This window comes from Granulicella sibirica, from assembly GCF_004115155.1.
GTDB classification, from domain to species: Bacteria; Acidobacteriota; Terriglobia; order Terriglobales; family Acidobacteriaceae; genus Edaphobacter; species Edaphobacter sibiricus.
In genome coordinates this window covers 252,371-278,758 of record NZ_RDSM01000003.1, presented here as the reverse complement: position 1 = coordinate 278,758, position 26,388 = coordinate 252,371, and the positions used below count along the sequence as shown (strand labels likewise).

Genomic DNA, 26,388 nt, shown 5'->3' with positions numbered 1-26,388 from the left:
TTGAGCGTCTTACGGGTGGACATTTGGAACATTTCTGCTAACGAAGAAGAGGCATATGAGACTTCATCACGCCGCTGTCATCATGTCATTGGGGCTTGCCACGCTCGCCGTTTCCGCCTATGGGCAGGGAAGTGCGGAAAAGTTCCCGGCTGACGATCTCGCTACCAACTTCAAGGCTCCTGTGGTCGAACGGGACTACGACAAACGTGTCGTCATGATCCCGATGCGGGACGGCACAAAGCTCTACACCGTGATAGTCGTCCCAAAGGGCGCGAAGTCCGCACCTATCGTCCTCACCCGGACCTGCTACAACGCCGCAGGGCGGGCCGCACGTTCCGAGTCGCCGCGCATGATTGAGGCGCTGCCGTTGAGCGACGAAGGCTTCGTCGAATCCGGGTACATCCGTGTCTACCAGGATGTTCGCGGCAAGTATGGTTCCGAGGGCGTTTACCTGATGACGCCGCCACCCGTGAATTCCGGCTTCAACCCGTCCGGCGCGGACGACACTACCGACGCCTATGACACCATCGATTGGCTCATCAAGAACGTTCCCGAGTCGAATGGCCGCGTGGGCATGATCGGGTCATCTTACGAAGGCTTCACCGTTGTCATGGCCCTTCTGCATCCACACCCTGCTCTCAAAGTAGCCGCACCGGAAAGCCCAATGGTCGATGGCTGGATGGGTGATGACTGGTTCCACTACGGTGCCTTTCGCGAAAATAACCTTGACTACTTTGTTGGGCAGACCACCATGCGCGGAGCCGGCGTCAAGGTGACCCGCGCACACCGGGATGACTACACCAACTTCCTTGAAGCTGGTTCAGCCGGAGACTTCGCCCGCTCTCTTGGAGAAGACCAACTTCCCTATTGGCGCACCGTCGAGCAGCATCCTGCCTACGATGGTTTCTGGCAGAGCCAGGCGCTTGATAAGCTCATCGCCCAGGTTCCCACGACGGTCCCCACCATGTGGGAGCAGGGACTTTGGGATCAGGAGGATATGTGGGGCGCCATTCACTCCTTTCGGGCTTTGGAGCCAAAAGACAAGGATCACCTTAACCACCTGGTGATGGGACCATGGCGACACAGCCAGGTCAACCGCGAGGGCCGCACCCTGGGTCCCATGACGTGGGCGACGGATACCACCGCGCAATGGCGGCGTGACGTCCTATTGCCGTTTTTCAACCAGTACCTGAAACCCGGTTCGCCGAAAGCAGACACTCCCCACGCCTGGATTTACAACACCGGGGAAGACCACTGGGAGACGCCGAAAGCATGGCCTGCTAGTTGCGAGAAGGGCTGCCCAACGGCGTCGAAGCGCCTCTACCTGACTGCGTCGGGGAAACTCTCCTTCGATGCCCCAGCCTCTGCAGCTCCAAACGCAAGTTCCAACAAGTTTGACGAATATATTTCGGATCCTGCCAAACCTGTCCCATATCGCCCCCGGCCCGTTGCCGCCGATGACAACGCTGCCTGGGGCAGCTGGCTTGTCACCGATCAGCGCTTCGTGGAGGGTCGTCCTGATGTTCTCACGTACGAATCGGAACCCCTCAAAGAACCCATGAAGCTCTCAGGTGAACCCGTCGCCCATCTGTTCGCCTCTACCTCTGGAACTGACTCAGACTGGGTCGTCAAGATCATCGACGTCTTTCCCGATCGTGGGACACCGCCCGTCGACATGAATGGCTATGAGCTTCCTTTGTCAACCGACATTTTCCGTGGCCGTTATCGCACCAGCTTCGAGAAGCCCGCCGCTTTGACCCCGGATGAGCCTTTGCCCTTCACTTTCGGGCTTCCGATGATCAATCACACCATACAACCAGGTCATCGCTTGATGGTCCAGATCCAGTCGACCCTGTTCCCGCTCTATGACCGTAATCCCCAGAGATTCGTTCCTAATATCTTCGATGCCAAACCTGCGGATTACCAGAAAGCCACACAACGCATATGGCACAGCGGTGAAACTGCCAGCTATATCAGCCTCCCGGTCGTTCCAATCACCGAGTAAAGGATTGGGCGGTGAAGATGGCCTGGAACGCCTTCCAATGCGCGATTCGGAACAGGCCTTTGGTGTCGTTCCGCGAAGGTGCTACGAGATATGCTCGCCCCGTTTGGTTCGGCTTCACGGGTACGCGCAGCGGAGCAAGTGCTAAATGTTCTGGAGCCACTGAGCTCGTCCCTATGGACGAGCTCAGAAATTCCGTGTATCTCAAAAGGAAAACTGCAGTGATGTCGAGATCGTTCGTGGCAGACCAAGGTGCGCAGTATTGCTGCTGGCGTTGGTTCCGGTGATGTCGCCCGCGGCGATGGTCGAGTAGTAGTGAGTGTCGGTGATGTTCTGGCAGTTGAAGCGGAGGGTGGCGAGCTTCTCGAAGAGCGGCCTCGAGTAGCGGAAGCCGAGGTCGAACTCGCTGCTTCCCGGCGTTCGGTGCAGGTTCTCGTCGTCCTGCGGACGCTGGCCAATGAACTCCCATGCCCCCGTCACGCTCAGGCGCGAGACGCCGGGGACGCGGTACTCAGAGTATGTTCCCGTGCGGTATCCCGGAATGCCGACGAAGCGCTTTCCATTCGTCGCCGCGATCTGGGTGTCGTTCAACCTGGCGTTGAGCGCGGTGAAGCCGGCATCGATCAGAAGCCGACGAAACAGCGTTCCCTGGGCCTGGAGTTCGGCCCCGTAGTTCACCTGATTGCCGACGATCTTGAAGATGTTCTCCGTGGTGCTGCCGTTATACGAGACGGTGTTCGCGAACGGACGTGAGATGCGGAAGAGGTCCGCTGTGATTGCCAGGGGGCGAGCGTCCGTCTTGTAGCCGATCTCCCACTCCTTGCTGCGGTAGGGATCGAGGGACTGGTTGGCGTTAACGACATTGGCTGAGCCAGGCGCAATGTCGCCCTGCTGAAGGCTGCTGGCGAAGGTGCCGTAGGCGGTCATCCAGCTCACCGGTTTGAACATCACGCTGGCGGAAGGGCTAACCCCATTCTTGTTGGACCCGGAGCTCCGCGTTTGAGCGAGAGTGGTTGTGTTCAGCGTGTTGTTATCGACGCCGATGAAGTCCTGACTTGCCGCAACGCGTACCGCGAAGTACTTGGGAAAGTAGATCATGTCGCCGAGGTTGAAGCCCTGCTGTTCAACGACCGCTGATTGATAGATGTTCACGTTCTTCGGCAGGCCGACGCTGGGGGCCGGTAAGACGAGAGGATCGCTGATGCTGGCATTCCCAATCAGGACGTTGGCGGCAGGGGGCGCGGTGTAGGCGTACTGGTTGAAGCGATAGCCTTCGCTCCCAAGGACGACATTCTGGCGGAGTCCCCACTTGTTCACCGTGCCGGTGATGTAGCCGAGATCGCTCTCAACGCGGAAGCGCGGAGCGAAGCCGGTAGCGAGCGACTGCCGGTAAGCTCCCGCGTTGTTGGTTAGCACATTGACGGGGGTGTCGATGAAGCGATCGAGACGTTGGCCGAGGCCACCCGCCATGGCATGCCAGTTGGGAGAAAAGTCGTGGAGGAAGCGAACGCTTGTGCTCTGTGTCGTGAGGTTCACGCCGGCGTAGGCCTGTCCAAAGCCGCGAACTGTTGGGTCGGGTGCGCTGGGCAGAATGAAGTCGGGCGCAGGATTCTGCGTGGTTCCGCCAGCCGGCGTGTTCTGGCCGTAGGTGAACCAGCCGGGGTAGCCGCGCTGCACGATGTCGTAGACGCTGTAGTGCGCGTCGAGCGTGGTGCGGTCGGTGAAGCGGACATCGCCTGCGAACATAGCGAGGCGGCGGCGCAGGCGGCTTGCCTGGACGAACTGTGTGCCGTCACCATAGAGCAGGTTGGTCCGATAGCCAAACATCTTGTGCGGGCCGCCACGGCCGCCGCTATCGAGCCACGCGGTCCCGACTGTGCTGCTATCCTGCTCGAGGTAGAGGCTCGTGGTGCGGGCTTCGGTAGGGCGCTTGAGCACGAAGTCGAACATTCCCGATGGGTTCGCGGGGCCATAGACCGGTGCGCCGAGGCCGTTCTCCACCTGCAGCTCCTGATACTGCTCCATCGGGTTGCCGCCGGTGATGGCCATCGCCAGGCCATCCATACGGGTGTTCTGCGCGATGGAGCCCTGCATGCCGCGCGTGGCCGGGCGGATGATCTCCGGGCCCTGCTGCTCGGTAAATTGCACGAGCGGAAGGTACTTGAGCGCGTCACGCAGGTTCTTGACCTGGGTATTCGCGATCTGGTCGGACGGGAGCACGGTGATGGTGTATGGCTGATCGAGGATTGGCGAGTCCCCGAGTACCCCGCGGTCGACGGTGCCAACGTAGTATCCCGCGGCGGAGGTTCCAGAGGCGGCGGCATGCACGGTGACACTGGACGAAGAGTTCAGCGTGGTGAAGTTGAGGTCCTCGGTGAGGCTTGTGCCTGCAGGGACCACAAAGGTGAGGCTAACGGGGTTAAAGCCGGGCTTCTGCGCCGTGATGGTGTAGCTCCCTGAGCCGGGAGACGGAAAAGCGTAGTGTCCGGTGTTGTCGCTGACCGTGCTGAGGTGGACGTCGGCCCCATCAAGGTTGATCTGGGCACCCGGCAATGCGAGCTGAGAAGGGTCGTGGACAGTGCCGGTTACGGAGGCCGTTTGAGCGTGGACGGGAGCAGGGAACAGGAGGGCACAGGGCAGGCTCAAAAGGGCAAACCGGCTGGGGAGGCGATGAGGGATACGCAAGATCAAACTCCGAGTGGCAGACGGGACGTTGAACGTCATCCGCTGGCTAGGGGCCGCTGAAAAAGTGTTAAGCGACACGAGGTGGCACATAAGAAGACAATGGACGCAACGATTAGATGCACGAATCGATCCGTATTGATTCAACATCCGAAATAATGTGACGGGGGCCTTCTGGAGACACCGATGCCATGGAATGACACGCAACGAGTGAGCCCGAAATACTTCAGTAGAAGACAGATGGTACGCAACGGCACCCTCGCCGCAACCGCGCTGGCTTTGCCTCGTCACGAAGGCCTGTTTGCACAAAGCCTGCCTGGGCTCGAGGTCGCGTCGGCGGGATCGATCCGCGCCATGCTTGACGGCCCGCTGAAAGACGCGGCGACGACTGATCTTCGGCTTGACCTGCATACCCACTCCGGCGGAGCCGATGCGATCGCGCGAAGCATTGTCGATGGAATTCTGTCCGCGGACATCTTCATTCCCATTACCGCGGAGCCGATGCGGACGGTGATGCAGTCAGGAAGGGCACAGACCGCTTACCCTATCGCACGAACCGAGATGGTCATCCTTTACAGCGCAAAGAGCCGGTTCGCTCCTGCGTTCGCCGCCGCTGCCGAGGGCAAGCGCAACTGGTGGGAGGTCCTACAGGAGCCGGGCCTCAACTTCGCCCGAAGCAATCCCAACGACGACCCAAGCGGCCGCTGCATTCTCTTCACGATGATGCTCGCGGCAAAAAAGTATGGTCAGCCGGATCTCCTGGAGAAGGTGCTTGGCGCCCCCTTGAACCCCTCACAGGTGCGGCCCGGGACAAGCGTCCGAACAGGCCTGGAGAATGGGACGATCGATGCGGCAGGCAGCTACAAGATAGCGACACGACTCAGCAATATTCCGTTTTTGACGCTTCCCGCAGACGTGAATCTAAGCGGCCCTCGTATCCACGAAAACCATCCCGATCTTTCGTTGGCGTTCGAGAAGAAAACCTTCTATCCCGAGTCCCTTGTCTTCTACGCAGCGGCCCTGACGCCATCCGAAAATGCTCAAGGTGCATTGCGGTTCCTGAACTGGTTGCGAGGGAAGCAGGCCGCAACCCTCTTTGAGAGGAACGGTTTCGGTTTGCCCGACAGCCCCGCGCCGCTCAATAGACCAGCATAGGACTCACTGCATTCGAGTAGGGTCCTGTCCAGATCGACGCCGCCATCGGGAAGCTTCAGTCAGGTGAACGACATATACATAGCCGTCTCCATGGGGCAGCCTCGATGAACTCGTTTGCGTGTTAGGACCAAGAAGGCACTTCGACAGAGATGCCAATGAAACCATAAGTTACGGGTTGGGAACTCTCTTCTATCGAGCCGCGCACCTCGGCTATACGTAAGATTCGTTATCAGACGTTGACCTTTCCATTCTCGAACGGGAAGGCAAGAACGAGAAGCCGCTCGGGTGAAACAAGCCTTTCCTTTTACCATCGTCATCATGATCTCTCTGCTCTGCTGATCTTGGCCGTTTTGATCGCCGAAAGGGCGGTCTCAAATCAGGCATCTTCGCTAGGGTCAAAGAAGAGATATCCAAGGTAGTTCACCGTCTTCAGATAAGCAGGGTTCGACGGATCGTCTTCCAGTTTCCTGCGAAGCTGCAAAATGAACGTCCTTAAATACTCCCGCTCATCACCGTACTCGGCTCCCCAGACCGTACTCAAGAGTTTCGAGTGAAGGATCGGGTGCCCCGCATGCATCATCAGGTAAGCCAGCAGATCGAACTCGGTCGGAGTTAGCTTGATTTCCTGACCCCGCTTCTTCAGCATCCGCCGCTCCGCGCTTAGCTCGAAGATCCCCACCGAAAGTGTAGGCTCTGCCGACACGCTCGCCGGCGTCCTCCTTCTTCGCACCGCTGCCCGTATCCGCGCTGCCAGTTCCCGTACCTGGAACGGCTTCGTCACGTAATCGTCAGCGCCAGCGTCGAGTGCCCCGATCTTGTCCTCTTCGTTGTCCCTCACGGTGACCACAAGAATCGATAGATGCGGAAATTCCTTCCGCACCCTCCGGCATGCCTCGACGCCTCCCATACCCGGCATATTCAAGTCCATCAACACCGCGTCATAATCCACCATACGCAGACGCGTCAACGCCTCTTCTCCGGTTGATGCCTCGCCGATATCGAACCCCAGCGCAGTAAGCGTTGTCTTCAACCCGCGCCGGATTGAGAGGTCATCTTCCACCAGCAATACGGTTCCCTGTCCACTCTCCATGCCTTACCCCCTCCCCACATGCCGCGGCAGTGTTAGCACAAACTTGGTTGCGCCCCCCTCACACTCCACCCCAACGCTGCCCCCATGTGCCTCGACCGCTTTCTTTACCACAGACAAACCGATCCCCGTTCCTGTCGGACCATGTACGGCATCCACACCACGATAAAACCGCTCGAAGATTCTCTCCCGCTCCTCCCGCCGGATCGGCGTCCCCAGATTCGTTACCTCTACCTTTATCTCACTGTCGCTCTGCAGAATCCCGATCGTGATTCTGCTTCCCACTTCGCCGTATTTCGCCGCGTTATCAACCAACTGCAGAATTGCAAGACCGATCATCTGCGAATCAACCTGCATCGGCGAAACTCCCGGGTCGATCGACACTGCCACTCTCCGTTGCGCCGCCTCATCAAGCTGTCCGATGACATCCATCACCAGGTCAGCGATCATCACCGACGACCGGGTCAATCGTACCTCGCGCGCGTCGAGCGAAGCTGTCTGCAGCAGACGGGTCGTCATCCTTGCCAGTTTGGTGGCCTCTTCGTCCACAATCGAGACAAGCTCCGTCTGGGTCTCGTTCAAGCCACCGATCGCAAGCAGACCAGAACTGGCCGTCTGAATAGCCGTTAACGGCGTCTTGAATCCATGTGCAAGACCATCCAGCACTCCCGTCCGTAGCTGCTCCGTATTGCGTTCCGCCTCGGCCCTATTCTCTTTCCGCAGAGCCCGCGCTCTTTCCAGCGCGACCGCAGCAAGCGATGCCACCGCATCCGCGAGTGAGGCATCCATCTCCCATTCGCGAAGTACCATCGCCCCAACGGGAGTCATCCCAAGTCGCAGTACCCTTCGCGAGACAGTTTCCTCATCGTCATCCAGGCCACTCTCGAAGGTGGCGCGCGCCGAACCGGCTTCGGCATCCCACGGCAACGAGGGAGTGTCGTCAGCGATCCATAGCTCCACCGCCTTAGCCCCGATCAACTCACGAATCAGCGAGACGAGTTGCTCCCCAATCGGCTTACGGCTGTCGATTAAAAGGACAGCGCGGCTCAGGGCATATAGCTTCTCCGCCCGTGCCCTCTGCAGTTCAACCTGTTCCGCATGCAGCCGAACCTTCGCGGACAGGCCGCTCACCAGCAAAGCTGTGCCTTCAAACGTAGCCAGCGAAATCCAGTTCTCCGGATCCGCGACGGTGAACTCGAACAAGGGAGGCGTGAAGAGATAATTCAGCCCCGCCACGGCACTCAGCGATGCAACGGTTGCAGCGCCAAATCCCCATCGCAAAGCGATCAGCAAGATCAGCAGAAGCTCCAGCGATCCAGCCGTCGACAGGTTCAAATGCAGAATAAAAGAGATCCCGGCAACTCCGCCGCCAAGCACGAAACAAAGCACCCCTCGCAGCAAGCGGAACAACACTCGCTTCGAATCGATCGTGCGAACACCAACCTGCAAAGCTCTCATCGCTCTTCCATAGTACGCAGATTCATTCCGTCCTTATGTCTTCCTTATGCCTCTCCGACTACGATTTACAAAGGGCAATCGAGCGGAAGCAAGGAGTGGTCCGCAAGAGACACCACAGCCCGGCCCAATAAAAAGTATCAGCCGAAGTCACACAACAGATCACGACACGCGAAGAGGCGCTCCGGCAAGGGAGCGCCTCTTCGTTTTACCCGCCGATAACTCATGAGGACGGCATAAGGAAAATAAAGTCTCCCGCCCGATGCCTCCCTTACGCATTGCGTTTTCCACTAAGCGTAGCGGCACGAGAAGCAGGTGCCGCCCACGAGGCTAAGTCCGATGAACCGCACCAAGCAAACCTATAGCGATCTACCGAATCGCATCCTGAAGCTATCGCTCGTCCTCACCCTAGGATTCACGCTCAGCCTGGCAGCCCGCGCGCAGTCTACCTTCGGCAGCATTCGCGGTGCCTCCACTGACACCACCGGGGCCATCGTCCCGGCCACGATTATTACCCTTCACAGCGTCGAAGAGAACGCCGACCGCACGACCACCACAGACGACTCCGGGTCCTTCGTTCTCGAGAACCTCAAGCCTGGTCACTATACCCTCCGGGCGTCGCATGAAGGCTTCTCGCTGACAAACCTGACCGGCATCGCGCTCGAGGCACGCCAAGACCTTCGTCTCGCAGTCACACTGAACGTAGCTGCAGAGCAAACCACTGTGGAGGTGACCTCCTCGGCCGATCAGATCAACACCGAGAACGGCACGATCGGTGATTCGAAAGATAACACCCTCATCACCCAGCTTCCTCTCAACAATCGCGCCGTCACCACCAGCCCTCTCGGCGCTCTGAGCCTCTCCGCCAACGTCCAGCAGGATAGCCAGGGAAACATAGCGCTGGGCGGCGCAAGCTCGTCCATGGTCAACTTTTCCGTGGATGGCATCTCCACCGCAAACGTCCGCCAGAATGGCGCACTGCAGGACGCCTATCCCTCGCAGGAAGGCATTGCGGGCGTCAAGGTCACGGCTTTCAACAACTCGGCCGAGTTCTCCCAGGTAGGCGACGTCACCTTCACCACCAAGAGCGGTGGAAATCGCTACCACGGCAGTCTCTTCGAATACTTTCAGAACTCCGCCCTTGATGCCAGCCCTTACGGTTTCAATGGCAAGGCTGCAAAGAACTTCAACACCTTCGGTGGCTCGCTCTCCGGTCCTGTTAGCATCCCGCACCTCTACAACGGGCAGAACCGCACGTTCTTCTTCGCCGACTACGAAGGCAATCGTCGCACGCTCTCCGTCGCTCAGCAGTTCCTCGTCCCCACGGCAGCAGAGCGTGGCGGCGACCTCAGCGCTCTTGGCGGCCCAGTGATCCCGGCATCCAGCATCAATGCCACCGCGGCGGCCTTGTTGCAGTACTACCCCCTGCCGAACGTCGCAGGGAACGCGGGTTATAACTACGAGAACTTCCAGTCCACTCCTGCTCGTACCGACGGAGCCGACGCGCGCCTCGATCAGACGATCAACTCAAAGCAATCCATCTACGCCCGCGTAAGCCGCAAGAACATCACGGCAGACTACCCGAACCCTTTCCTTCCCAACGACTCTGACTCTATCCACAACCGCAGCCTTCTCGTCTCGCATACGTATACCCTCACGCCGCGTCTCCTCAACGAGTTCCGCTTCGGCATCACCAACGTCAGCACGGCCGTCAACTTTCCGATCCAGGGTGCGGCTGCTATCACGCAACTCGGCCTCCTGGGTGTCGATCTTAGCCAGCATCCTCTTACCAACGCGTTCCCTACTTTCAATTTCAACTCGGGGACGAACTTCGAGCCAATCGGCCGCGACAAGACCGGCGTCACCGCCTCTCACACACTGCAGTTCTCGGACAACCTAACGTTCACAGCCGGCAAGCACACGTTCAAGGGTGGTGTAGACATCCGTCGGCTCCGCTACCAGGACACCGAACTCTTCCTCCCGTCCGACGATTTCGGCTCCTTCACCTTCCAGCCAACCTTCACTGGGAACGCCTTCGGAGACTTTCTGGAAGGCACACCCACCACAATCTTCTTCGCGGTCTCCAGCCCGGACGTCAGCGGTCGCACGACCCAGTCAAGCTTCTTCGCGCAGGATGAGTGGCAGCTCACCAGCCGCCTGACGGTCAGCTATGGCCTTCGCTACCAGCTTCTTCCGGCCTTCAAAGAAGACATCGGAGACCTTGCCAACTTCGACCCTGCAACCAACTCGATTATTGTTCCCGACGCCCTCGCCTCGAACCTTCCGAAGCAGAACCTGCAAGCCTCGAACCTCGCGTTCCAGCAATCCTTCAACGCCTGCAATCTCGGCTACACCAGCCTTCCCTGCACGAATTACAAGACAGCTTCGCAGGCAGGCCTTCCGCAGGGTCTTCGCGAAGTGTATAAAGGCGATTTCCAGCCGCGTATCTCCCTCGCCTATCGTCCCTTCAACGACACCAAAACTGTCGTTCGCGGTGGCTTCGGCGTCTACACCATGACCAACCTCGGACCGCTATCGTTCAACAACAGCGGTAACCCGACCTCGAACCTTCACACCTACACCAACACGTCCGGCCAACCCCTCATCCAGTTTCCCAACACCAAGCCTGCCACCACCGGAGTCACATATGGCGGCGGCAATCTCGATCAGGCTGTGAATCCAAACTTCCGCGACCCCCAATCCAACCAGTACAACCTCACTATCGAACGTGAACTCACCAACGCCGACACCCTTCGCGTCAGCTTCGTCGGCATGCACTCCTACCGTCTTAACATCACCGAGGACCTCAACCAGATCCACGCCAGCACCACTCCCTATAACTCCGCTGCGGCGGGCACCCAAGGGGTCTACGTCGACAGCCGCGCCCCCTATCAGAACTGGAATGAGCTCTACACCACCGTCAACGGCGGGAAGGCCAACTACAAGGCTCTTGAGATCGAAGCTTCGCATCACATGGCTCACGGCGTCTACTTCGACGCCAACTACACCCTCGCCAAAAACCAGGCGGATAACCAAGGTGATGTTCCCAGCGGCTTTGCCGGAGAGGTCAACTACGGCATTCCAATCGCCGATCGCTTCAACATCCCGGGAGCCTACGGCAACTTGGAAGGCACACGCCGTAACCGCTTCCTGCTTACCGGCATTGTGCAGCTTCCCTTCGGCGCGGGCCGCAAGTTCCTCAATGGAGGCGGCATCACCGATCGCATCCTTGGCGGCTGGGACCTCAACACCATCACTCTCCTCTCCTCAGGCCCATGGCTAACCCCGAGCATCAGCCCGTCGGCTGATCAATCCAACACCAACGTCCAGAACCGCGGAGCCTTCCTGCGCCCCGATCTCGTCTCCAATGACTTTGCCGCCGGACGCAGCCGCGCCCAGTACTTCAACCTTGCAGCCTTCGCCCCAACCCCAACCAACGCGGGACGCTTCGGCAACGCAGGCGTAGGCATCCTCGAGGGCCCCGGAACCAAGACCGTCTCACTCGGCGTCGCAAAATCTTTTCGCGTCACCGAGGGCACGAAGATACGCTTCGAGAGTACCTTTACCAACGTCCTCAACCACACTAACTTCGCTCCACCCGCAACCCAGATTGACAACGCAGGCTTCGGCGTTCTTCAAGCGGCGACCACGGCGGAGAATGCGGGCAATCGTACCGGACAGTTCGCTCTTCGCTTCGATTTCTAGTCGCTGTCCCAACCGAAAGGGCGACCGGGAACACGGTCGCCCTTTTTTGCTTAAGGCTGCCAAATGACTGTATCGAAGGGTAAGACTTCGATCGACGCGCGACCGAGATGAATCGGTCCTCTTTCCGGTCTCGCCTGAGGCGTTATGCTTGCAGCATGAGGTCAGGTGCTTGAACGAGTCCACACTTCCGTCGTTGCGGCTGAAACGCCGCTCCTTTCTAAAGTCCACTGGCCTGGCCGTCGCCGCCGCCGTAACAGGAAGCGGAGGTCGCGATGCGAGGGCATCAGACCATCCGCGCGATCCCGCAGCCCTGCCATCGGACCTGGTCTCGATGGTCAATATTCTGCAGGGTACCGACTCTACGCCGGTCTTCTCGCGTGGCAACACCCTGCCCATCGCGGCGCGGCCATTTGGCATGGCGCACTGGACGTTGCAGTCTCGGGCCGGGAACTCATGGATGTTCCAACCGGGTGAAAGAAGAATCCAGGGCTTTCGCGCAACCCATCAGCTCAGCCCTTGGCTTGGAGATTATGGTCACGCGGTCTTCCTGCCTTTCTCCGGCAACATCAAGCCGGAGCCCGGAGCGCGAGCAAGCTCGTTTCGGCCGGAGGAGTCGCACCTCTCACCGCACTCCATGCGGCTCCGCCTCCTGCGCTATGGGATCGATGCGGAGTTGATCCCGACGGAGCGCTGTGCCCTGTTGACGGCGAGCTTTAGCAAAGCTGATCCTGGATGGCTCTTCGACATCCCGGGAGACGAGACCGCTCTTTGCCAACCGGATGAGTCGAGCCATAGCATCTCGTTTACCTCGACCAAGAATCAGGGCGGAGTTCCGGAGGGTTTCGCGACTTACTATGTACTCCAGTTCTCGGAACCCTGGTTGAAGTTCGAGCTCAAGGCATTAAAGGGGCAGAGTTCGGGGTTAGTTTACTTCGGCGGCGCTGCTCGGACGATTGAAGTGCGTGTTGCCACGTCTTTCATCTCGTTCGAGCAAGCTCGGCGCAATCTAACGCTTGAGCTTGGCACGAAGTCCGCTGAGACTCTCCGCAAAGAAGGCGCAACGGTGTGGAACGAGCTGCTGGGCCGCATCGAGATTAATGGCGGCACATTGGATCAGAGGCGAACGTTCTACTCGTGCCTCTATCGCACCCTGCTTTTTCCGCGCATTTGGCACGAGCCAGCGGCGGATGGGACCATGCAGCATCGCAGCCCCTATAACGGCAAGGTGATCCCCGGCATGATGTTCGCGGATCACGGGTACTGGGATGTGTATCGGGCGTGGTATCCGTTGATGACTCTCCTGTTTCCCGAACGACTTGCGGAAATTCTGCAGGCCTGGGTGAACGTGTACAAGGAAGGCGGATGGCTGCCGCAATTTCCATGCCCGGGTTATCGCGCCTGCATGACGGGCAGCCTCATTGATTCCATCTTTGGCGATGCCGCCGCGAAGAAGCTCCCAGGGTTCGATCTCGCGACCGCATACGCCGGTCTGAAGAAGCATGCGACCGAGCGAGGCAATCCAGACGCGGGCTACGGCAGGCGTGGCCTGGAGGAGTACCTGAAGTATGGCTTCTGTCCGGCTGGTTTAGTCAGCCAATCGGCCGCAGAGACGGTCGATGCGGCATACGGCGACTTCTGCATTGCACAGGTGGCACTTGCGCTCGGCAAGCGGGACGACGCGGAGATGTTCCTCAAGCGTTCGCAGAACTGGCGTCAACTTTTTGACACGAAGACTGGCTTCCTGCGCGGCAAGACAGTGGCTGGTCAATGGCTCGAGCCATTCGATCCGATCACGTGGGGCGACCCGTATGTTGAGGGTTCGGCCTGGCAGCATCGCTGGGACGTCCCGCATGACATGGACGCTCTGTTTGAGGGCATGGGAGGCAAAGAGAAGGTTGTTGCCGCGCTTGAGCAGATGGTGACGATGTCGTCCGAGTTCAATGTAGGCTCCTACGGAGACGAGATCCACGAGATGTCCGAGATGGCGGCCGTTCACTTTGGGCAGTACGCCCATAGCAACCAGCCGGTGCATCATGTGCTCTACCTGTTTGCGGCGGCGGGCAGGCCAGATCGCACGCGCTTCTGGGTCGATAAAGTGATGAACGAGCTCTACACTCCCGACGCCTTCGCAGGAGATGAAGATACTGGTTCGATGGCGGCATGGTATATCTTCAGCGCGCTAGGCTTCTATCCGCTGTGTCCGGGCAAGCCGGAGTACACCCTCGGTCAGGCTTACTTCCCTTCCTCTACGGTTCACCTCGGCCAGGGACGCAGCCTTCACATAGAGGCGGCGAAGCCGGGTCAGTTGACTACCAAGGTGCTTTGGAACGGCCGTGCCGTGAATGCTTCTACCCTCCCTCATACGGAGTTGATGGCCGGTGGCCGATTGCAGTTCTTCTCATAGTGCAACTGAAGCAGGCCGCTTAGATCGTTTGCCGCGTGTTCTTTGCCAGGGCGGCTGTTGAGACAGTGAGATTCGGCCACTGCCACCGGAAAGGAGGAAGCAAAGCATCCATTTCCCACCCTTCGATGTCCGGGTTAGAAGCCGCGTAGGACTGCGTTCGCGGCGGCTCCCGGCGGCCGTCTTCTCTGCCGGGCGAATCGGGAGCGGCCACACCGCAGGGCTGCCAGTCATACGTCAACTGTTGTGCTCTGTGTTTAGTGTTTGAAATGACGTCCTGGAGGCTCGGGTTGCGGGTTGAGACCACCGGAGACCTCATCGAGCTGTTTGTCGTTTAGCTCGTCAGTGTCTTTGCGGGGCTGGATGGGCTTCTCGGCGTTTATTGCGTCGTTAGGAACGGACATGGTGACTCTCCTTCATGGTTTGAGTGACAAGGTTTATAGCAACGTGATCGTGATGCTGCCGGGGTACTACTTCTCGGACGCTTCAGTGTGCGAGCGTCACACGATTCACGGTGAGTCTTGGCACACCGTGAAACTTATCCAGCGAGAGTACCCAGGGCAGTTGATGCGTCAGGGTAAGTACTCCCACATCGCTAAAGCGGAAGGTCGCGCTCGACAGAACACCGTCTTCAAACTCGAGCACATAGATGCAGCCGGGTAACAGGTTGGCATAGGTGACTCCGGATGTGGCAAAGGGCACACCGGTATCGGAACTGATTCTCACGCCCGCTTCGCCGGCGTTACGTGCGTCGATGAGGAGCGGGTAACCAAGAAGTGTAAGCTTCGTGGTTCCTGCGCCTTGAAGGAATCCGCCCTGCGCGTAGTCGAACGATTGGTCGTAAAAGACCTTGCCGGTATTGTCGACCCCAAAAGCCCAGTCATTCTCGTCCGAGGCTGACACCTTATAGGTGTCGAGGGGTATCAAGTTAAAAGTCTCCAGAGGAATGGGGAGGTTGTTGTTATCGATCGCCAGGTTACCGGACCAGAAAACCTGGCCCGTGATGTATCTCGCATCGAGTTGCACCTTGTAACCCAGGACGCGCAACTCGCTTGTTCCTTCACCGGAGAGGAACGCAGCATACTCCGCCGCGTAGGTAATTGTCCCAGTCGCAGAGATCTGGAAGTGAAAGCTGTTGACCCCGCCAGACTCGATCTGGAAGAGATAGTCTCCCGTCTCCATGGAGACGGTATAGGCCTGTGAATTTGCCGTCCAGCCCAATGCTGATGAGTTCGGCGGGAAGATGTTAAAGCCGGTAGGCGGACCAATGATCAGGTAAGCCGTGTTACTGAGAGCCGTGGCGTCTACTGTAATTGGGAAGGTGGCCATAGCGATCCTTTCTGTAAGTGAGGCCGCGAATGGAGGATCCTTGCGGCAGTTAGAGACGAACAATGGACGATGGGGCTCGAGGGTAGTGCTCATACACTCGCCAATGCCTTGAGGGCCATGGCTTTCGCTTTCGAGATCGCATCCGCTTCGTCGGGAATGCCGCTGATGATGATGATCAGCATCACGGACTTTCCCTGGATGACGGTAAGCTCGCCCTGGGTCCGGCCGAGGATCGAGTTGCTGCCCCAGACAGCGGCGGATCCAGCACCTGCGACCAGGTGGACATCTTTGAAGCCAGCTGACTGGAGACTCTCGGCGATGCCCTTGGCGCTCCCGGTGAGATCGTCATCGCTGTAGCGCACCTCGAGAGACACCGATTTGCCGCGAAGTGCCGATCCCAGCGTGGAGCGGTATTGACACGAGGTCGCCTCGCCCTTTCCATAGCTGCGGTTCTCTTCCTTTGAAGGACCGACTGGTTCGCCGAGCGCAGCCTGGGCGTCGGAGGATGCAATCAAGCTGCACGCATCTTTCCTGGCGGCGTGCAAGGTGGCGGGGAGAAACAAACTGAGGCTTAGGGCGAAAAGGGATAACTGGCGGGACTTCATGGACACTCCTTCGTGGCAGGGCCGGCCACGTTCGGCTATTGCCCGAGCCTCCGGCGGCTGGTAGCGTTGTCGTGCATCGACGCATGCAATGCATTCGACACGCACACATTCGCCGGAATTCGCCGCGTTGACCAATCAATTTGTCTCAATCGTTCTCAATCGCCTGTATCCCTATGGAAAAGCTGGGCTTCTATCAGTTCGACGATTTCCTGATTGATCCTGTCCGGCGTCAACTTTGCCGAGCCGGCATACCCGTTCCGGTCCCGCAGAAAGCCTTTCAACTCCTTCTCTACCTTGTTACGAACCCGCGCAGACTCCTTACCAAGCGCGAACTCATGAGTGCTGTCTGGCCGAAGTCCTTTGTCGAAGAGGCCAACCTAACGCAGAGCATCTTTCTCCTGCGCAAGGCGCTCAGCGAGCAACCGGGGCAAGCTCGATATATCGTCACCGTCCCTGGTGAGGGATACCAGTTCGCGGCTAACCCGGTCTTCACAGAGGTTGCAGACTCCCTTCCGGTCTCGGCGCAAGCTGAATCGCGACCGAGCGTCGACGAGAGTGCCGCAGCATTTCCTGGGGGCGCAGCGGTTCAGAATGCAGTTTGGGAAGTTGTCGGACGCTCCACCCATCCGCAACGAATCTTGCTCGCCGTTGGCATCGCTCTCCTTTTCTCGGCAGCAGCGTCTCTGTGCATCTGGTATCTGCGGCAAAAGCCGAAGCCGACTCTCCTGGGCAACGTAGTCCTTGCCACCTTCGAGAACAGCACCGGGGATCCGGCATTCGACGCGGCCCTGAACCAAGGCCTTTCCGCCGAGCTGGAGCAGTCCCCGAACCTCGGGGTGATCTCGGACGCACGTATTGCGCAGACAATGAAGCTCATGGCCCGGCCTGCGCAGGCAAGCCTCACACCGAACCTGGCCCGGCAGGTCTGTGAACGTACCGGCAGCGCTGCCTTGATCGAAGGATCCGTCGCGAAACTCGGCAGCCAGTATGTGCTTGGGCTGAGGGCACTCCAGTGCCGGACCGGTGATGTTCTGGCCCAGGACCAGGAAACCGCTGACAGTAAGGAGCATGTTCTGCGGGCACTTGGTATTGCTGCCGGCAAGCTCCGCCGCAGGCTTGGCGAATCCCTGCCATCACTGCAAAAGTACGATGCGCCGCCCCAGGACATCACGACGGGATCACTCGACGCGCTTGAAGCATACGGTCTCGGCATTCAAGCGCAGGTTCGGGGGGACTGTCTGCCGGCGATCGCCTTCTTCAAGAAGGCGATCGCTGATGATCCTGAGTTCGCGATGGCATATAGCCATCTTGGAGTCTGCGACTCCAGCCAGGAAGGCGTTGATGCCACCCGCCGGGCGTACGATCTCCGTGGACGGGTGAGCGACCGTGAGAGGCTCTACCTTGAATCGCACTACGAGCAATACGCCACCGGGAACCTGAGTGCCGCACGCAAGATCCTCGAAACCTGGTCCGAGACGTACCCGCACGATGGAGATCCCGGTCCAAATCTTCTAAAGCTCTATCTCACGACTGGAGAGTACGAGCGCGCTCTTCCCCTGGTGGAAACGATCGTAAAGAACAGTCCGGGCACGCCGACCGGCAATGCTGCCCGGCTCGCCACGACCCTGATGTTTCTCAATCGCACAGAAGAAGCAAAGGCCGTGCTCATGGATGCGTTGGCTCATCATGTCGATAGCCCGGTCCATCACTATTACCTTTATGAGATTTACTTCCTGCAGAACGACAGCGCCGCGATGGCGTCTGAGGCCTCGTATGTCCGGTCTCAGCCCGGTTGGGACGGCAACATGCTCGAGCTTGAGTCGGTCACGGCGAGTTACTTTGGCAAATTCGCCCTGGCCCGCTCGCTGAACAATCAAGCCGTGCAGGCCGTGATGCGCGAACAGAACTCCGAGGATGCCGCCGGATACCTCGGGGAGGCTGCGTTGCAGGAGGCACTCGCCGGCAACAGCATAGTCGCTCAACAGAAGGCGAAAGCCGCTCTCGCCCTATCCAATAGCTCCGGCGTTGAATCTCTTGCCGGCATGGCGGATGCGCTCGCCGGCGACCGCGTAGAGGGACAGCATATCGCGGAAGATATGAGCAAGCGCTACCCCACCGATACGCTCGCACAGATCGCGGCAGCCACGATCAACGCCTGCGGACTGCTGGGAAAGGGAAAGTCGCACGAGGAGGCGCGCCGTGCCGTCGAAGCGCTCGCCCCAGCCTCTCCTTACATGATGAGCGGGAATCTCTCTATGGTGCCCCTCTATACCCTTGGGCAGGCCTACCTTGCCTCCGGCCAGACTAACGAAGCCGCGGCGGCCTTTCGAACCATTCTCGACCACCGCGGTGTGACGCGGAACTACATCGTCGGCCCTCTTGCAAGACTAAGCCTCGCGAAGGCCGAAGAACAGGCAGGAGATCTATCGAAGGCTAGAGACGATTACAACGAGTTCCATCGAATATGGCGGGATGCGGATATTCCCCTCACATCCGCATCGCTCGTCGAAGGGCCTGTATCCGCTGAAGCTCTTGCCCCTGTGCGACGAATGCGAGGGCTGCGAGGGAGTCCGCGAGCGGAATAACGAAGCCCGATGGTGGTAAAGTCTGCGCGGCAGCGAGCTACTCGGCTCGCAGAGCTTCTACCGCATTGACCCTCGCTGCGCGAGCAGCCGGCACCGCCGACGCGATGATTGCCGCAGCCAGAATCACCAGTGCTGATCCCACGAAAGCAAGCACGCCCGGTATCTTCACCTCGGCAATGTACGAGCCGATCACAACCGGAAGCACGAGAGCAAGCAGCACACCCGCTCCCACGCCAATGCCTGCCATGATCAGGCCCTCCCGCAGCACATCCGTAAGAATGCTGCGCGGCGGAGCACCGAGTGCCATGCGGATTCCAAACTCGCGTGTCCGCCCGCTCACAGAGAACGCGAGCACACCCGCAACTCCCACCACGGAGATCAACAGAGCCACTCCTGCGAATCCACCGAACACAATAGCATTCAGGCGATCCGGAGTTAGGACCTCTGCACGGATATCCGCGAGTGTGCTTGCCCGTTCGACCGGCTGATCTGCGTCGAGTTGGTGAATGGTGCGAGCAATCAGCGGAACAAGCGAGTAGGGATCATGTTCCGTGCGAACGAAGAGCCGGCCGTTCCACCCTTGTTCCTCATCGAGCGGCTGATACACCGCCATGGCGGGAGCAGGAATGATGTTCTCATCGTCCAAATCAGGCACGACCCCAATGATCCTTCTCGGCTCACCGCTGATGCCGATGAACTTGATCACCCCATCCGTCCACCGCAAGTCCCGGTTCAGCGCCGACTGGCCAGGAAACAGCGCCTGCGCGACGCTCTTGCTGACGATGACCACCCGTTCCGAACCTTCACGATCGGAATCCTTGAAGTTGCGTCCTTCAAGCAGAGGCATTCCAAGCGTCTCGAAGAACCCAGGCGATATGGGCCGGAACCGTGCCCGCAGATCGTCCTGGCCGTTGGCGCGCTTCGCCCCGTCGACCGCGAACATGAAGTTGATATCGAGCCCCCGCACATCGCGCCATGGCGTGCTGAAGCCCTGGGACGCCTGTTGCACTCCCGGCAGGTTGCCGACGCGGCGCTGCACCTCGCGATAGAAGTCATTCACCTGCTGAGGCGTCCGTCCGAACGTCATCACCGGCAGGTTGAACGCCAGCACATTAGCCGTAGCAAACGGCGGCGGAGTCTTCTCCAACACGAAAAGGATCCGCATCAACGCGCACGCCCCGATCAGCAGGAGAAACGATGCGGCGATCTGCGTTACGGCAAAGATGCGAAGACGCCGGCTGCTTCCACTGACGGCCCGCTGGACACCATTGCTGAGCGTGAAGTTCTGTGATGCGCTTCCAGACGGCAGCCTCGGAACAAACGCAAGGCACACTGCCGCAATCAGCGCCAGCGCGATGCCAAACCATACGAGGCTGAAGTCGAGTGTCAGGTCATCTGTGCGCGCGGAAAACCGCGAAGCATATCGCGCCAGCACCGACACCATGGGTGCTGCGATAAGCAGCGACGCCAGCGCACCACTCCCGCACAGGATCAAACTCTCAGCGAGCAGCGAACGGCGCAGCGCTGCCGTACTCGCTCCAAGAGCAGAACGCACCGCCAGTTCCGATTCACGCCGAACCGTTCGCGCCAGCACAAGGTTCGCAACATTCGAGCAGGCAATCACAAATAATAGGCCCGCTGCTGCAAACAGCACCCACAGCACCGTATTGGCGCGCGAGTTGATCTGATCATGAATCCGCGTCACGTTGATCTTGTAGCGATCCGCAGCCTTATAGACCTCGGGATGCGCGGCGACGATCGCCGCGTGGGTCGTGCTGAGTTCCGCACGCGCGGCCTCGAGCGTAGCGCCCGGAGCCAGTCTCGCGAACACTTCGGTCATCCGATGCTCTCGCCCCGTGACCATCGTCGCGGAGAGATGGTGCGGGCTCGTGACGAGATTCGCAATCAGGTCCGTCTCCACGGGATACGGCACCGACTGCTCCAGAACCCCTACGATCACCGCTGGCCGCGCGCCCATCGAACTTTCAAGCCGTACCGTCTTTCCGATCACGCCTGGATCCGAGTGCAACGTGTTCGTCCAGAAACGGTAGGTCAGCACCGCTGCGCCCGCTGCATTCGGACCGTCATCGGCAGTTGTCAGGAGGCGGCCAGCCACCGCCCGCAGCCCCATCACCTCGAAGTAACTTCCGTCGACGACTGCGGCGTGAATCTCGCGGGGTGTTCCCAGACCCACGAGGCTGAAGTCGATCGCGGAGACCGTTCCAAGCTCCGTGACCGTCTTGAGGTCACGCCCAAGGTCCTGGATCTCCGGCACCGAGAAAGTCGTGTTCTCATTGCCGAGTCCCGGGGCACTTTGCCGCAGATAGAGCAGGCGGTCTTCATCCCGATTCGCCAGTGGCCGCAGGAGTACAGACCTGACCACGCTGAAGATGGCTGCATTGGCCCCAATGCCAAGAGCCAGAGTCAGCGCGACGGTGATCCACAACGTGCGAGCTCTCGCAAGAGACCGCAGTGCAATTTTCAGATCGTGGAGGAACGACATAGGTGTGCTCCAACGGATGCCCTGGTTCCGTTTAGTTGGGCGCTCTTGACTTTGAACGTTGATATCAACATATTAGAGACGATGTCAAGGCCAAATACCGTCCCCTACGAAACAACCCTGATGGTTCGCGATTGCTGCCTGTGCCTTCACGTACAGCGAGCCGCAAGAGCTCTGGCGAGGAGGTTCGATATTGCCCTTCGGCCCGTGAACCTGACGAACGGCCAGTTCTCCATCCTCATGTCGCTCAATCGTCCCAAACCCGCGCCTATGGCAGGCGTCGCGGATCTGCTCGCGATGGACCGGACCACCCTCACCGCCGCTCTCAAGCCGCTCGTGCGCCGCAATCTCGTCCTCATCACGCCGGACCCGTCTGACCGTCGCAGCCGAAATCTCGAACTGACGCTCGAAGGAAAGAATGTACTAGCCTCCGCCTTGCCTATTTGGGAGCAAACCCACGCAGAGGTCGAAGCCACTCTCCCCGCAGGACAACCCGAGAGCCTCAGGCAGGGCCTGCGCGCACTCGCCTAAGCGAAGCGCCGATCATCCCTCAAGAAAGCCGCGCTTCACCGCGATCATCACGGCGTGCGTACGATCGTTCGCGTTCAGCTTCGAGAGGATGCTGCGCATGTGTCCCTTTACCGTATCCTCCGCGATGTGCAGATGATCGGCGACGATCTTGTTCGAGCACCCCTCGCCGACCATGCGGAGCACCTCGATCTCCCTCGCTGAAAGCGCATCCGAACTGAAGTGATTCGCAAGCTCCGAAGCGATCTCGGGCGGGATGCGGGTCTTGCCCGAGTGAACGATCCGGATCGTGTCGACCAGATCCTTGCGCAGCATGCTCTTTAGCAGATAGCCCTTCGCGCCAGCCTTGAGCGCACGCGCCGCCTGCACATCCCCCGCATACGTTGTCAGCACCACACACCGGGCATTCGGCCACTTCTCGAGGATCTGGATGATCGTGTCGATCCCGTTGATTCCCGGCATCTGCAGATCGATGAGCATCACATCTGGCCTGTGCTTGGCATACGCTTCGATCGCTTCATGCCCATCCGCGGCCTCGCCGACAACTTCCATGTCCGCCTGCTTCTGCAGTACGTTCGCGATCCCTTCAAGGATCAGGGGATGATCGTCGACCGTGAGAATCCGAATTTTTTTCGCAGGAGAAGGTGTCGTACTCATGGCATCTTGCCTCGGGAAAACTAGCGGTGGTCGCGCACCGGGAGAGACCGCCGCAGGCTTCGCGGCAATCAGCCCATCTTGTTGTCTCCACGGACCACCACGAGCCGGCGTCTCCCGTACAGCTTCGCATCGACGGAGTAAGCCCCGGCTCCCAGGAGCGCGATGGAGATCAGTATAGCGATCAACAGCGCGCTGCCAAGCGGTTCTGTGCACAGCCAAAGCGCGGCGAGCGAAAGAAGGACCGCCGCCATCGAAACGATCGGCGTGAAGAGCCCGAGTACGATGAAACCCGCCGCGATGCGCGAGAGTGCCAACAGCACCTCGGACTCCGGCGAAGGACAAAACGAATTGTGAGTTACCAGAACGACAGCTACCGTCAAGCGCAGCAACACGAGCGCCGCCCCGGCGCCTCGATCAGGAAAGGTACCAAAAAGTCTCTGCATACTCCACATCCATGAAAAGGCTACCGACTCTGGGCTAGATATCAGAACTGCTTTAGAGCCCCCGTGCGGTAGTCCTTTCGTGTACTAGCTGGCGCAGGCTCGAGACCTATACTTGGGTATCGAAAGGCCCGGCCACCGTATGGTATCCAGCGTGTTGCGCGTTCGAACCCGCATCCGGGAACTCGCCTGTCTGCTGGCGTTGGCGCTTGGTCACGCGCGCGCGGACTCTCTCCCGCGCGATCTGACCCTGAAGCAACTGGACCATACCGCCTGGACCGCCCGCGATGGCGCACCAATCGGCGTGAATGGTATCGCCGCGGATCGCGACGGAACCCTATGGCTCGCAACACGTGGCGGCCTCTACAAGTTCGACGGCCTACACTTCAGCCTCTATCTCCCGCCCGCAAGCGACCCGACCCTTCCCTCCATCGAGATGCGAAGCGTCTACATCGACCGTGGCGGCGCGTTGTGGGTCGCCCCGTGGCTTAAGGACCTCATCCGCATTCGCGACGGCCATCCCCGTATCTTTGGCGGACAGGACGGCCTGCCCGGCGTCGCCGTCGTTCAAATGCTGCAGGCGCCGGATAACTCCATGTGGGTCCTGAGCCACGGCCTCCTCTACCGTCAGCTTGGAGACCGCTGGGTCGAAGCGCTGCCACATAGCGAAGAAGTCGGCGAGGTGAGCCATTTTTTCTTCGATCGCGCCGGCACCCTCTGGATCGCGACGCGATCGTGGCTTTGGTTTGTCCCCCCGGGAAGCACAGTCCCACGGAAGACGCAGGAGAACGTCGGCAGTCTCGCCGAGATCGTCGAGATGGCGGACGGTAGCCTCTGGGCCGATGTCCTCGCTCCCGTCGCGTCCGTGCGGCGGCTCTCCGTACCCGGCCATCCCACATCGAAGCCCCTCACCTTCCCCGTCGAAGCCTCAAGCATCGCGCTCGACCCCACCGGAGACCTCTGGGTCGCGAGCAGTCGCAACGGCGTGCAGCGCCTCTCGGCTTCCGGCCTGGGGCTCCAGCGATCCGGGCTCATCCAGCGCACCAGCCACGATGTTCAGACCTTCGATCAGCAGGCCGGCCTCACTGGCATCGGCTCCTTCACCGTCTTCCGCGACGCAAGCGGCACCATCTGGGCCGGAACCACGCGCGGCCTCGACCGCTTCCGCATGCCCACCCTCACGCGCCTGCCCGACCCGACGATCGAGGGCGACGTCGGCGTCACCGCCTGCCCCAACGGGGAGGTCTGGATGGGCAGCGGAGACTTCCTTGTCTCCGTCGTCGGGGACAGGATCACCCACCACAGCCTCGGCGAACTCTGGGGCCTCTACTGCGACCGCAACAATACCATCTGGTACAGCCGCGTCGGCAAGGTCGTCTCCCTCAGGAACGGCGTCGAACGCAGCTTCCCGGCGCCTCCCGTTCACCTCTTCTACTGCGTAGTGCAGATGGTCGGCGACGTCGATAACCTCTACGCCACGTGCGCGCGAAGCGGCTTATGGCGTCATAGCAGCGATGCGTGGACGAAAATTGAAGTTCCCGGCTTCCCCGACGAAACGCCTCTCGCCATCTCGCAGGACAGCGCCGGACGCGTGTGGACGGGCTATATCGATAACAAGATCGGCATGCTCGACGGTTCGGCGGGCAGAACATTTCCCGTCGATGCCAGCCCCGGCGTCGGCAACGTGCAGGCTATCCTCGCGATGCACAAAGGCGTTGTCGCCGGAGGCGCTCACGGCATCGCCGTCCTGCATGGAGACCACTTTCAATCTCTCGCCACGCTCGATCCGGACGCAGTACAGGGCGTCTCCGGCCTGGTTGAAGATCATCGCGGCGATCTCTGGCTCAATGGCGCACGCGGCGTCTTTCGCATCCCCTCCGAGGAGCTCGCGAAAGGAATCACCTGGCCCAGCTACCGCATGCAGTCGGAGCACTTCTCGGGGGACGGCATCGTCGGCTTCGCCTACCAGGGCTACGAGCTACCCACAGCGGTCATCGCTCCCAACGGCCGCATCTGGATCGCGACCTCATCGACAGCCGTCTACGTCGATCCCGACCGTGTCCACCGCGATACCGTTCCCGCGATCACCTCCATCCAGGCCTTCACCGATAATGAAACCCCCCGGTACGAACCGCACCCCACCATCGAGCCCGGCAAGCACACTCTGCGCATTCGCTATTTCGGCGCTCATCTCAGCGCGCCGGAGCGAGTCTCCTACCGCTATCGTCTCGATGGTCAGGACCAGGCATGGGAGGACGTAGGGACCCGCACCGAAGCCGTCTACACCAACCTCAAACCCGGTTCCTACACCTTCCACGTCGCCGCATCCAACGGAGACGGCATCTGGAGCGAAGCGGACCGGCCTCTCCAGTTCGTCGTCCTCCCGGCGTTCTATCAACGCTGGTGGTTTGTTGCCTTCTGTCTCCTCGCCCTCGGCCTTCTCCTCCGCATCGCCTTTCGCATGCGCTTCGACTACGCAACCAACCAGCTAAGGCGCCGCCTCGAAGAACGCGCGCAGGAACGAGTCCGCATTGCACGCGACCTGCACGACACCCTCCTGCAAGGCGTGCAGGGGCTCATCCTCTGCTTCCACTCCGATATTGAAGAAGTCCCGGACGATCTGCCCGCCCGCGCCCTTCTCGAGAAGACCCTCGACCGCGCCGAAGCTGTCATCAATGAAGGCCGCGAGCGCGTCCGCACTCTCCGTTCCGAAGAGAGCACGGCGACCGACCTGCCCCAGGCCCTCGCGCAGGTCAGCTCTTTGGTCCGCGCCAGGAACGCCGCTCCCATCGAGGTCCTCGTCGAAGGAGAGCCAAGGCCCCTGCGAACCATCGTCCACGACGAAGTCTACTGCGTCGGTCGCGAGGCCATCACTAACGCTCTCCGGCACGCCGCCGCGACCCGCATTGAGGTAGAGATCAGCTACGGCTCGACCCACCTGCGCGTGCGTTGCCGCGACAATGGCAAGGGCATGAGCAGGCAGCAACTCGACGCGGGATCACCCGCCGGCCATTGGGGTGTCACCGGCATGAAGGAACGCGCAGCCCGCATCGGCGCGAAACTCGATATCTGGAGCACACCCGGCGCTGGCACCGAGGTAGAGATCACCGTCTCCGCTGCCACGGCCTACTCCGTCCAAACCGCGAAGCACGCCCTCACCCGGACAGCGGTATAAGCCCAGACGACCGCAAGCAAGTGCGCCATCATCGCTATGATAGGATTCGAGCAATTGCCACCTGTTTGAAAGGAAAGCGCCC

16 protein-coding genes are annotated in these 26,388 nt (G+C 59.9%); 7 read left to right on the top strand and 9 right to left on the bottom strand.

Annotated elements, in window-relative coordinates; genetic code table 11:
- The first annotated feature begins 55 nt into the window (after positions 1–55).
- Positions 56–2,005 (top strand): CocE/NonD family hydrolase, encoded by a 1,950-nt coding sequence (locus GRAN_RS17945; RefSeq protein WP_128914431.1) that lies wholly within the window; start codon positions 56–58, stop codon positions 2,003–2,005.
- A gap of 201 nt (positions 2,006–2,206) precedes the next feature.
- Here the strand turns inward: GRAN_RS17945 and GRAN_RS17940 are convergent, their stop codons facing one another.
- Positions 2,207–4,687, bottom strand: coding sequence for a TonB-dependent receptor (locus GRAN_RS17940; protein ID WP_241654920.1), 2,481 nt, complete (start codon positions 4,685–4,687; stop codon positions 2,207–2,209).
- A gap of 237 nt (positions 4,688–4,924) precedes the next feature.
- Between GRAN_RS17940 and GRAN_RS17935 the strand changes: the two genes are divergently transcribed.
- The gene (locus GRAN_RS17935; protein ID WP_161571030.1) at positions 4,925–5,839 is read left to right on the top strand and encodes a substrate-binding domain-containing protein; all 915 of its coding nucleotides are present in this window, start codon (positions 4,925–4,927) and stop codon (positions 5,837–5,839) included.
- Positions 5,840–6,215: 376 nt separating this feature from the next.
- On the opposite strand, the gene GRAN_RS17930 is transcribed toward GRAN_RS17935, so the two are convergent.
- On the bottom strand, positions 6,216–6,929 hold the full coding sequence (locus GRAN_RS17930) for a response regulator transcription factor (RefSeq protein WP_128914428.1): 714 nt from the start codon (positions 6,927–6,929) through the stop codon (positions 6,216–6,218).
- Between the two features lie 3 nt (positions 6,930–6,932).
- Entirely contained in the window at positions 6,933–8,384 is a 1,452-nt protein-coding gene (locus tag GRAN_RS17925) for a sensor histidine kinase (protein WP_128914427.1), read from the bottom strand.
- A gap of 336 nt (positions 8,385–8,720) precedes the next feature.
- Here GRAN_RS17925 and GRAN_RS17920 point away from each other — a divergent pair, with 336 nt between their 5' ends.
- Both GRAN_RS17920 and GRAN_RS17915 read left to right on the top strand, forming a co-directional pair.
- Positions 8,721–12,086 (top strand): TonB-dependent receptor, encoded by a 3,366-nt coding sequence (locus GRAN_RS17920; protein WP_128914426.1) that lies wholly within the window; start codon positions 8,721–8,723, stop codon positions 12,084–12,086.
- Positions 12,087–12,255: 169 nt separating this feature from the next.
- A complete protein-coding gene (locus tag GRAN_RS17915) occupies positions 12,256–14,490 on the top strand; it encodes a GH92 family glycosyl hydrolase (protein ID WP_128914425.1) in 2,235 nt (744 codons plus the stop codon).
- A gap of 254 nt (positions 14,491–14,744) precedes the next feature.
- Here the strand turns inward: GRAN_RS17915 and GRAN_RS25575 are convergent, their stop codons facing one another.
- The 3 genes from GRAN_RS25575 to GRAN_RS17905 form a co-directional block, all read right to left on the bottom strand.
- On the bottom strand, positions 14,745–14,891 hold the full coding sequence (locus GRAN_RS25575; RefSeq protein ID WP_161571029.1) for a hypothetical protein: 147 nt from the start codon (positions 14,889–14,891) through the stop codon (positions 14,745–14,747).
- 82 nt (positions 14,892–14,973) lie between these two features.
- Positions 14,974–15,816 (bottom strand): hypothetical protein, encoded by an 843-nt coding sequence (locus GRAN_RS17910; RefSeq protein ID WP_128914424.1) that lies wholly within the window; start codon positions 15,814–15,816, stop codon positions 14,974–14,976.
- A gap of 89 nt (positions 15,817–15,905) precedes the next feature.
- Positions 15,906–16,421, bottom strand: coding sequence for a hypothetical protein (locus tag GRAN_RS17905; RefSeq protein WP_128914423.1), 516 nt, complete (start codon positions 16,419–16,421; stop codon positions 15,906–15,908).
- A gap of 173 nt (positions 16,422–16,594) precedes the next feature.
- Between GRAN_RS17905 and GRAN_RS17900 the strand changes: the two genes are divergently transcribed.
- Positions 16,595–19,006, top strand: a complete 2,412-nt coding sequence (locus tag GRAN_RS17900) for a winged helix-turn-helix domain-containing protein (protein WP_128914422.1) — start codon at positions 16,595–16,597, stop codon at positions 19,004–19,006.
- A gap of 37 nt (positions 19,007–19,043) precedes the next feature.
- On the opposite strand, the gene GRAN_RS17895 is transcribed toward GRAN_RS17900, so the two are convergent.
- A complete protein-coding gene (locus tag GRAN_RS17895; RefSeq protein WP_128914421.1) occupies positions 19,044–21,509 on the bottom strand; it encodes an ADOP family duplicated permease in 2,466 nt (821 codons plus the stop codon).
- A gap of 81 nt (positions 21,510–21,590) precedes the next feature.
- Between GRAN_RS17895 and GRAN_RS17890 the strand changes: the two genes are divergently transcribed.
- Positions 21,591–22,037 (top strand): MarR family winged helix-turn-helix transcriptional regulator, encoded by a 447-nt coding sequence (locus tag GRAN_RS17890; protein WP_128914420.1) that lies wholly within the window; start codon positions 21,591–21,593, stop codon positions 22,035–22,037.
- Positions 22,038–22,049: 12 nt separating this feature from the next.
- Here GRAN_RS17890 and GRAN_RS17885 read toward each other — a convergent pair whose 3' ends face one another.
- Positions 22,050–22,691: a response regulator gene (locus GRAN_RS17885; protein ID WP_128914419.1), complete on the bottom strand. Its 642-nt coding sequence runs from the start codon at positions 22,689–22,691 to the stop codon at positions 22,050–22,052.
- 68 nt (positions 22,692–22,759) lie between these two features.
- Positions 22,760–23,134, bottom strand: coding sequence for a hypothetical protein (locus GRAN_RS17880; RefSeq protein WP_128914418.1), 375 nt, complete (start codon positions 23,132–23,134; stop codon positions 22,760–22,762).
- Between the two features lie 151 nt (positions 23,135–23,285).
- Here GRAN_RS17880 and GRAN_RS17875 point away from each other — a divergent pair, with 151 nt between their 5' ends.
- A complete protein-coding gene (locus tag GRAN_RS17875) occupies positions 23,286–26,306 on the top strand; it encodes a sensor histidine kinase (protein ID WP_161571028.1) in 3,021 nt (1,006 codons plus the stop codon).
- The last annotated feature ends 82 nt before the right edge of the window (positions 26,307–26,388 follow it).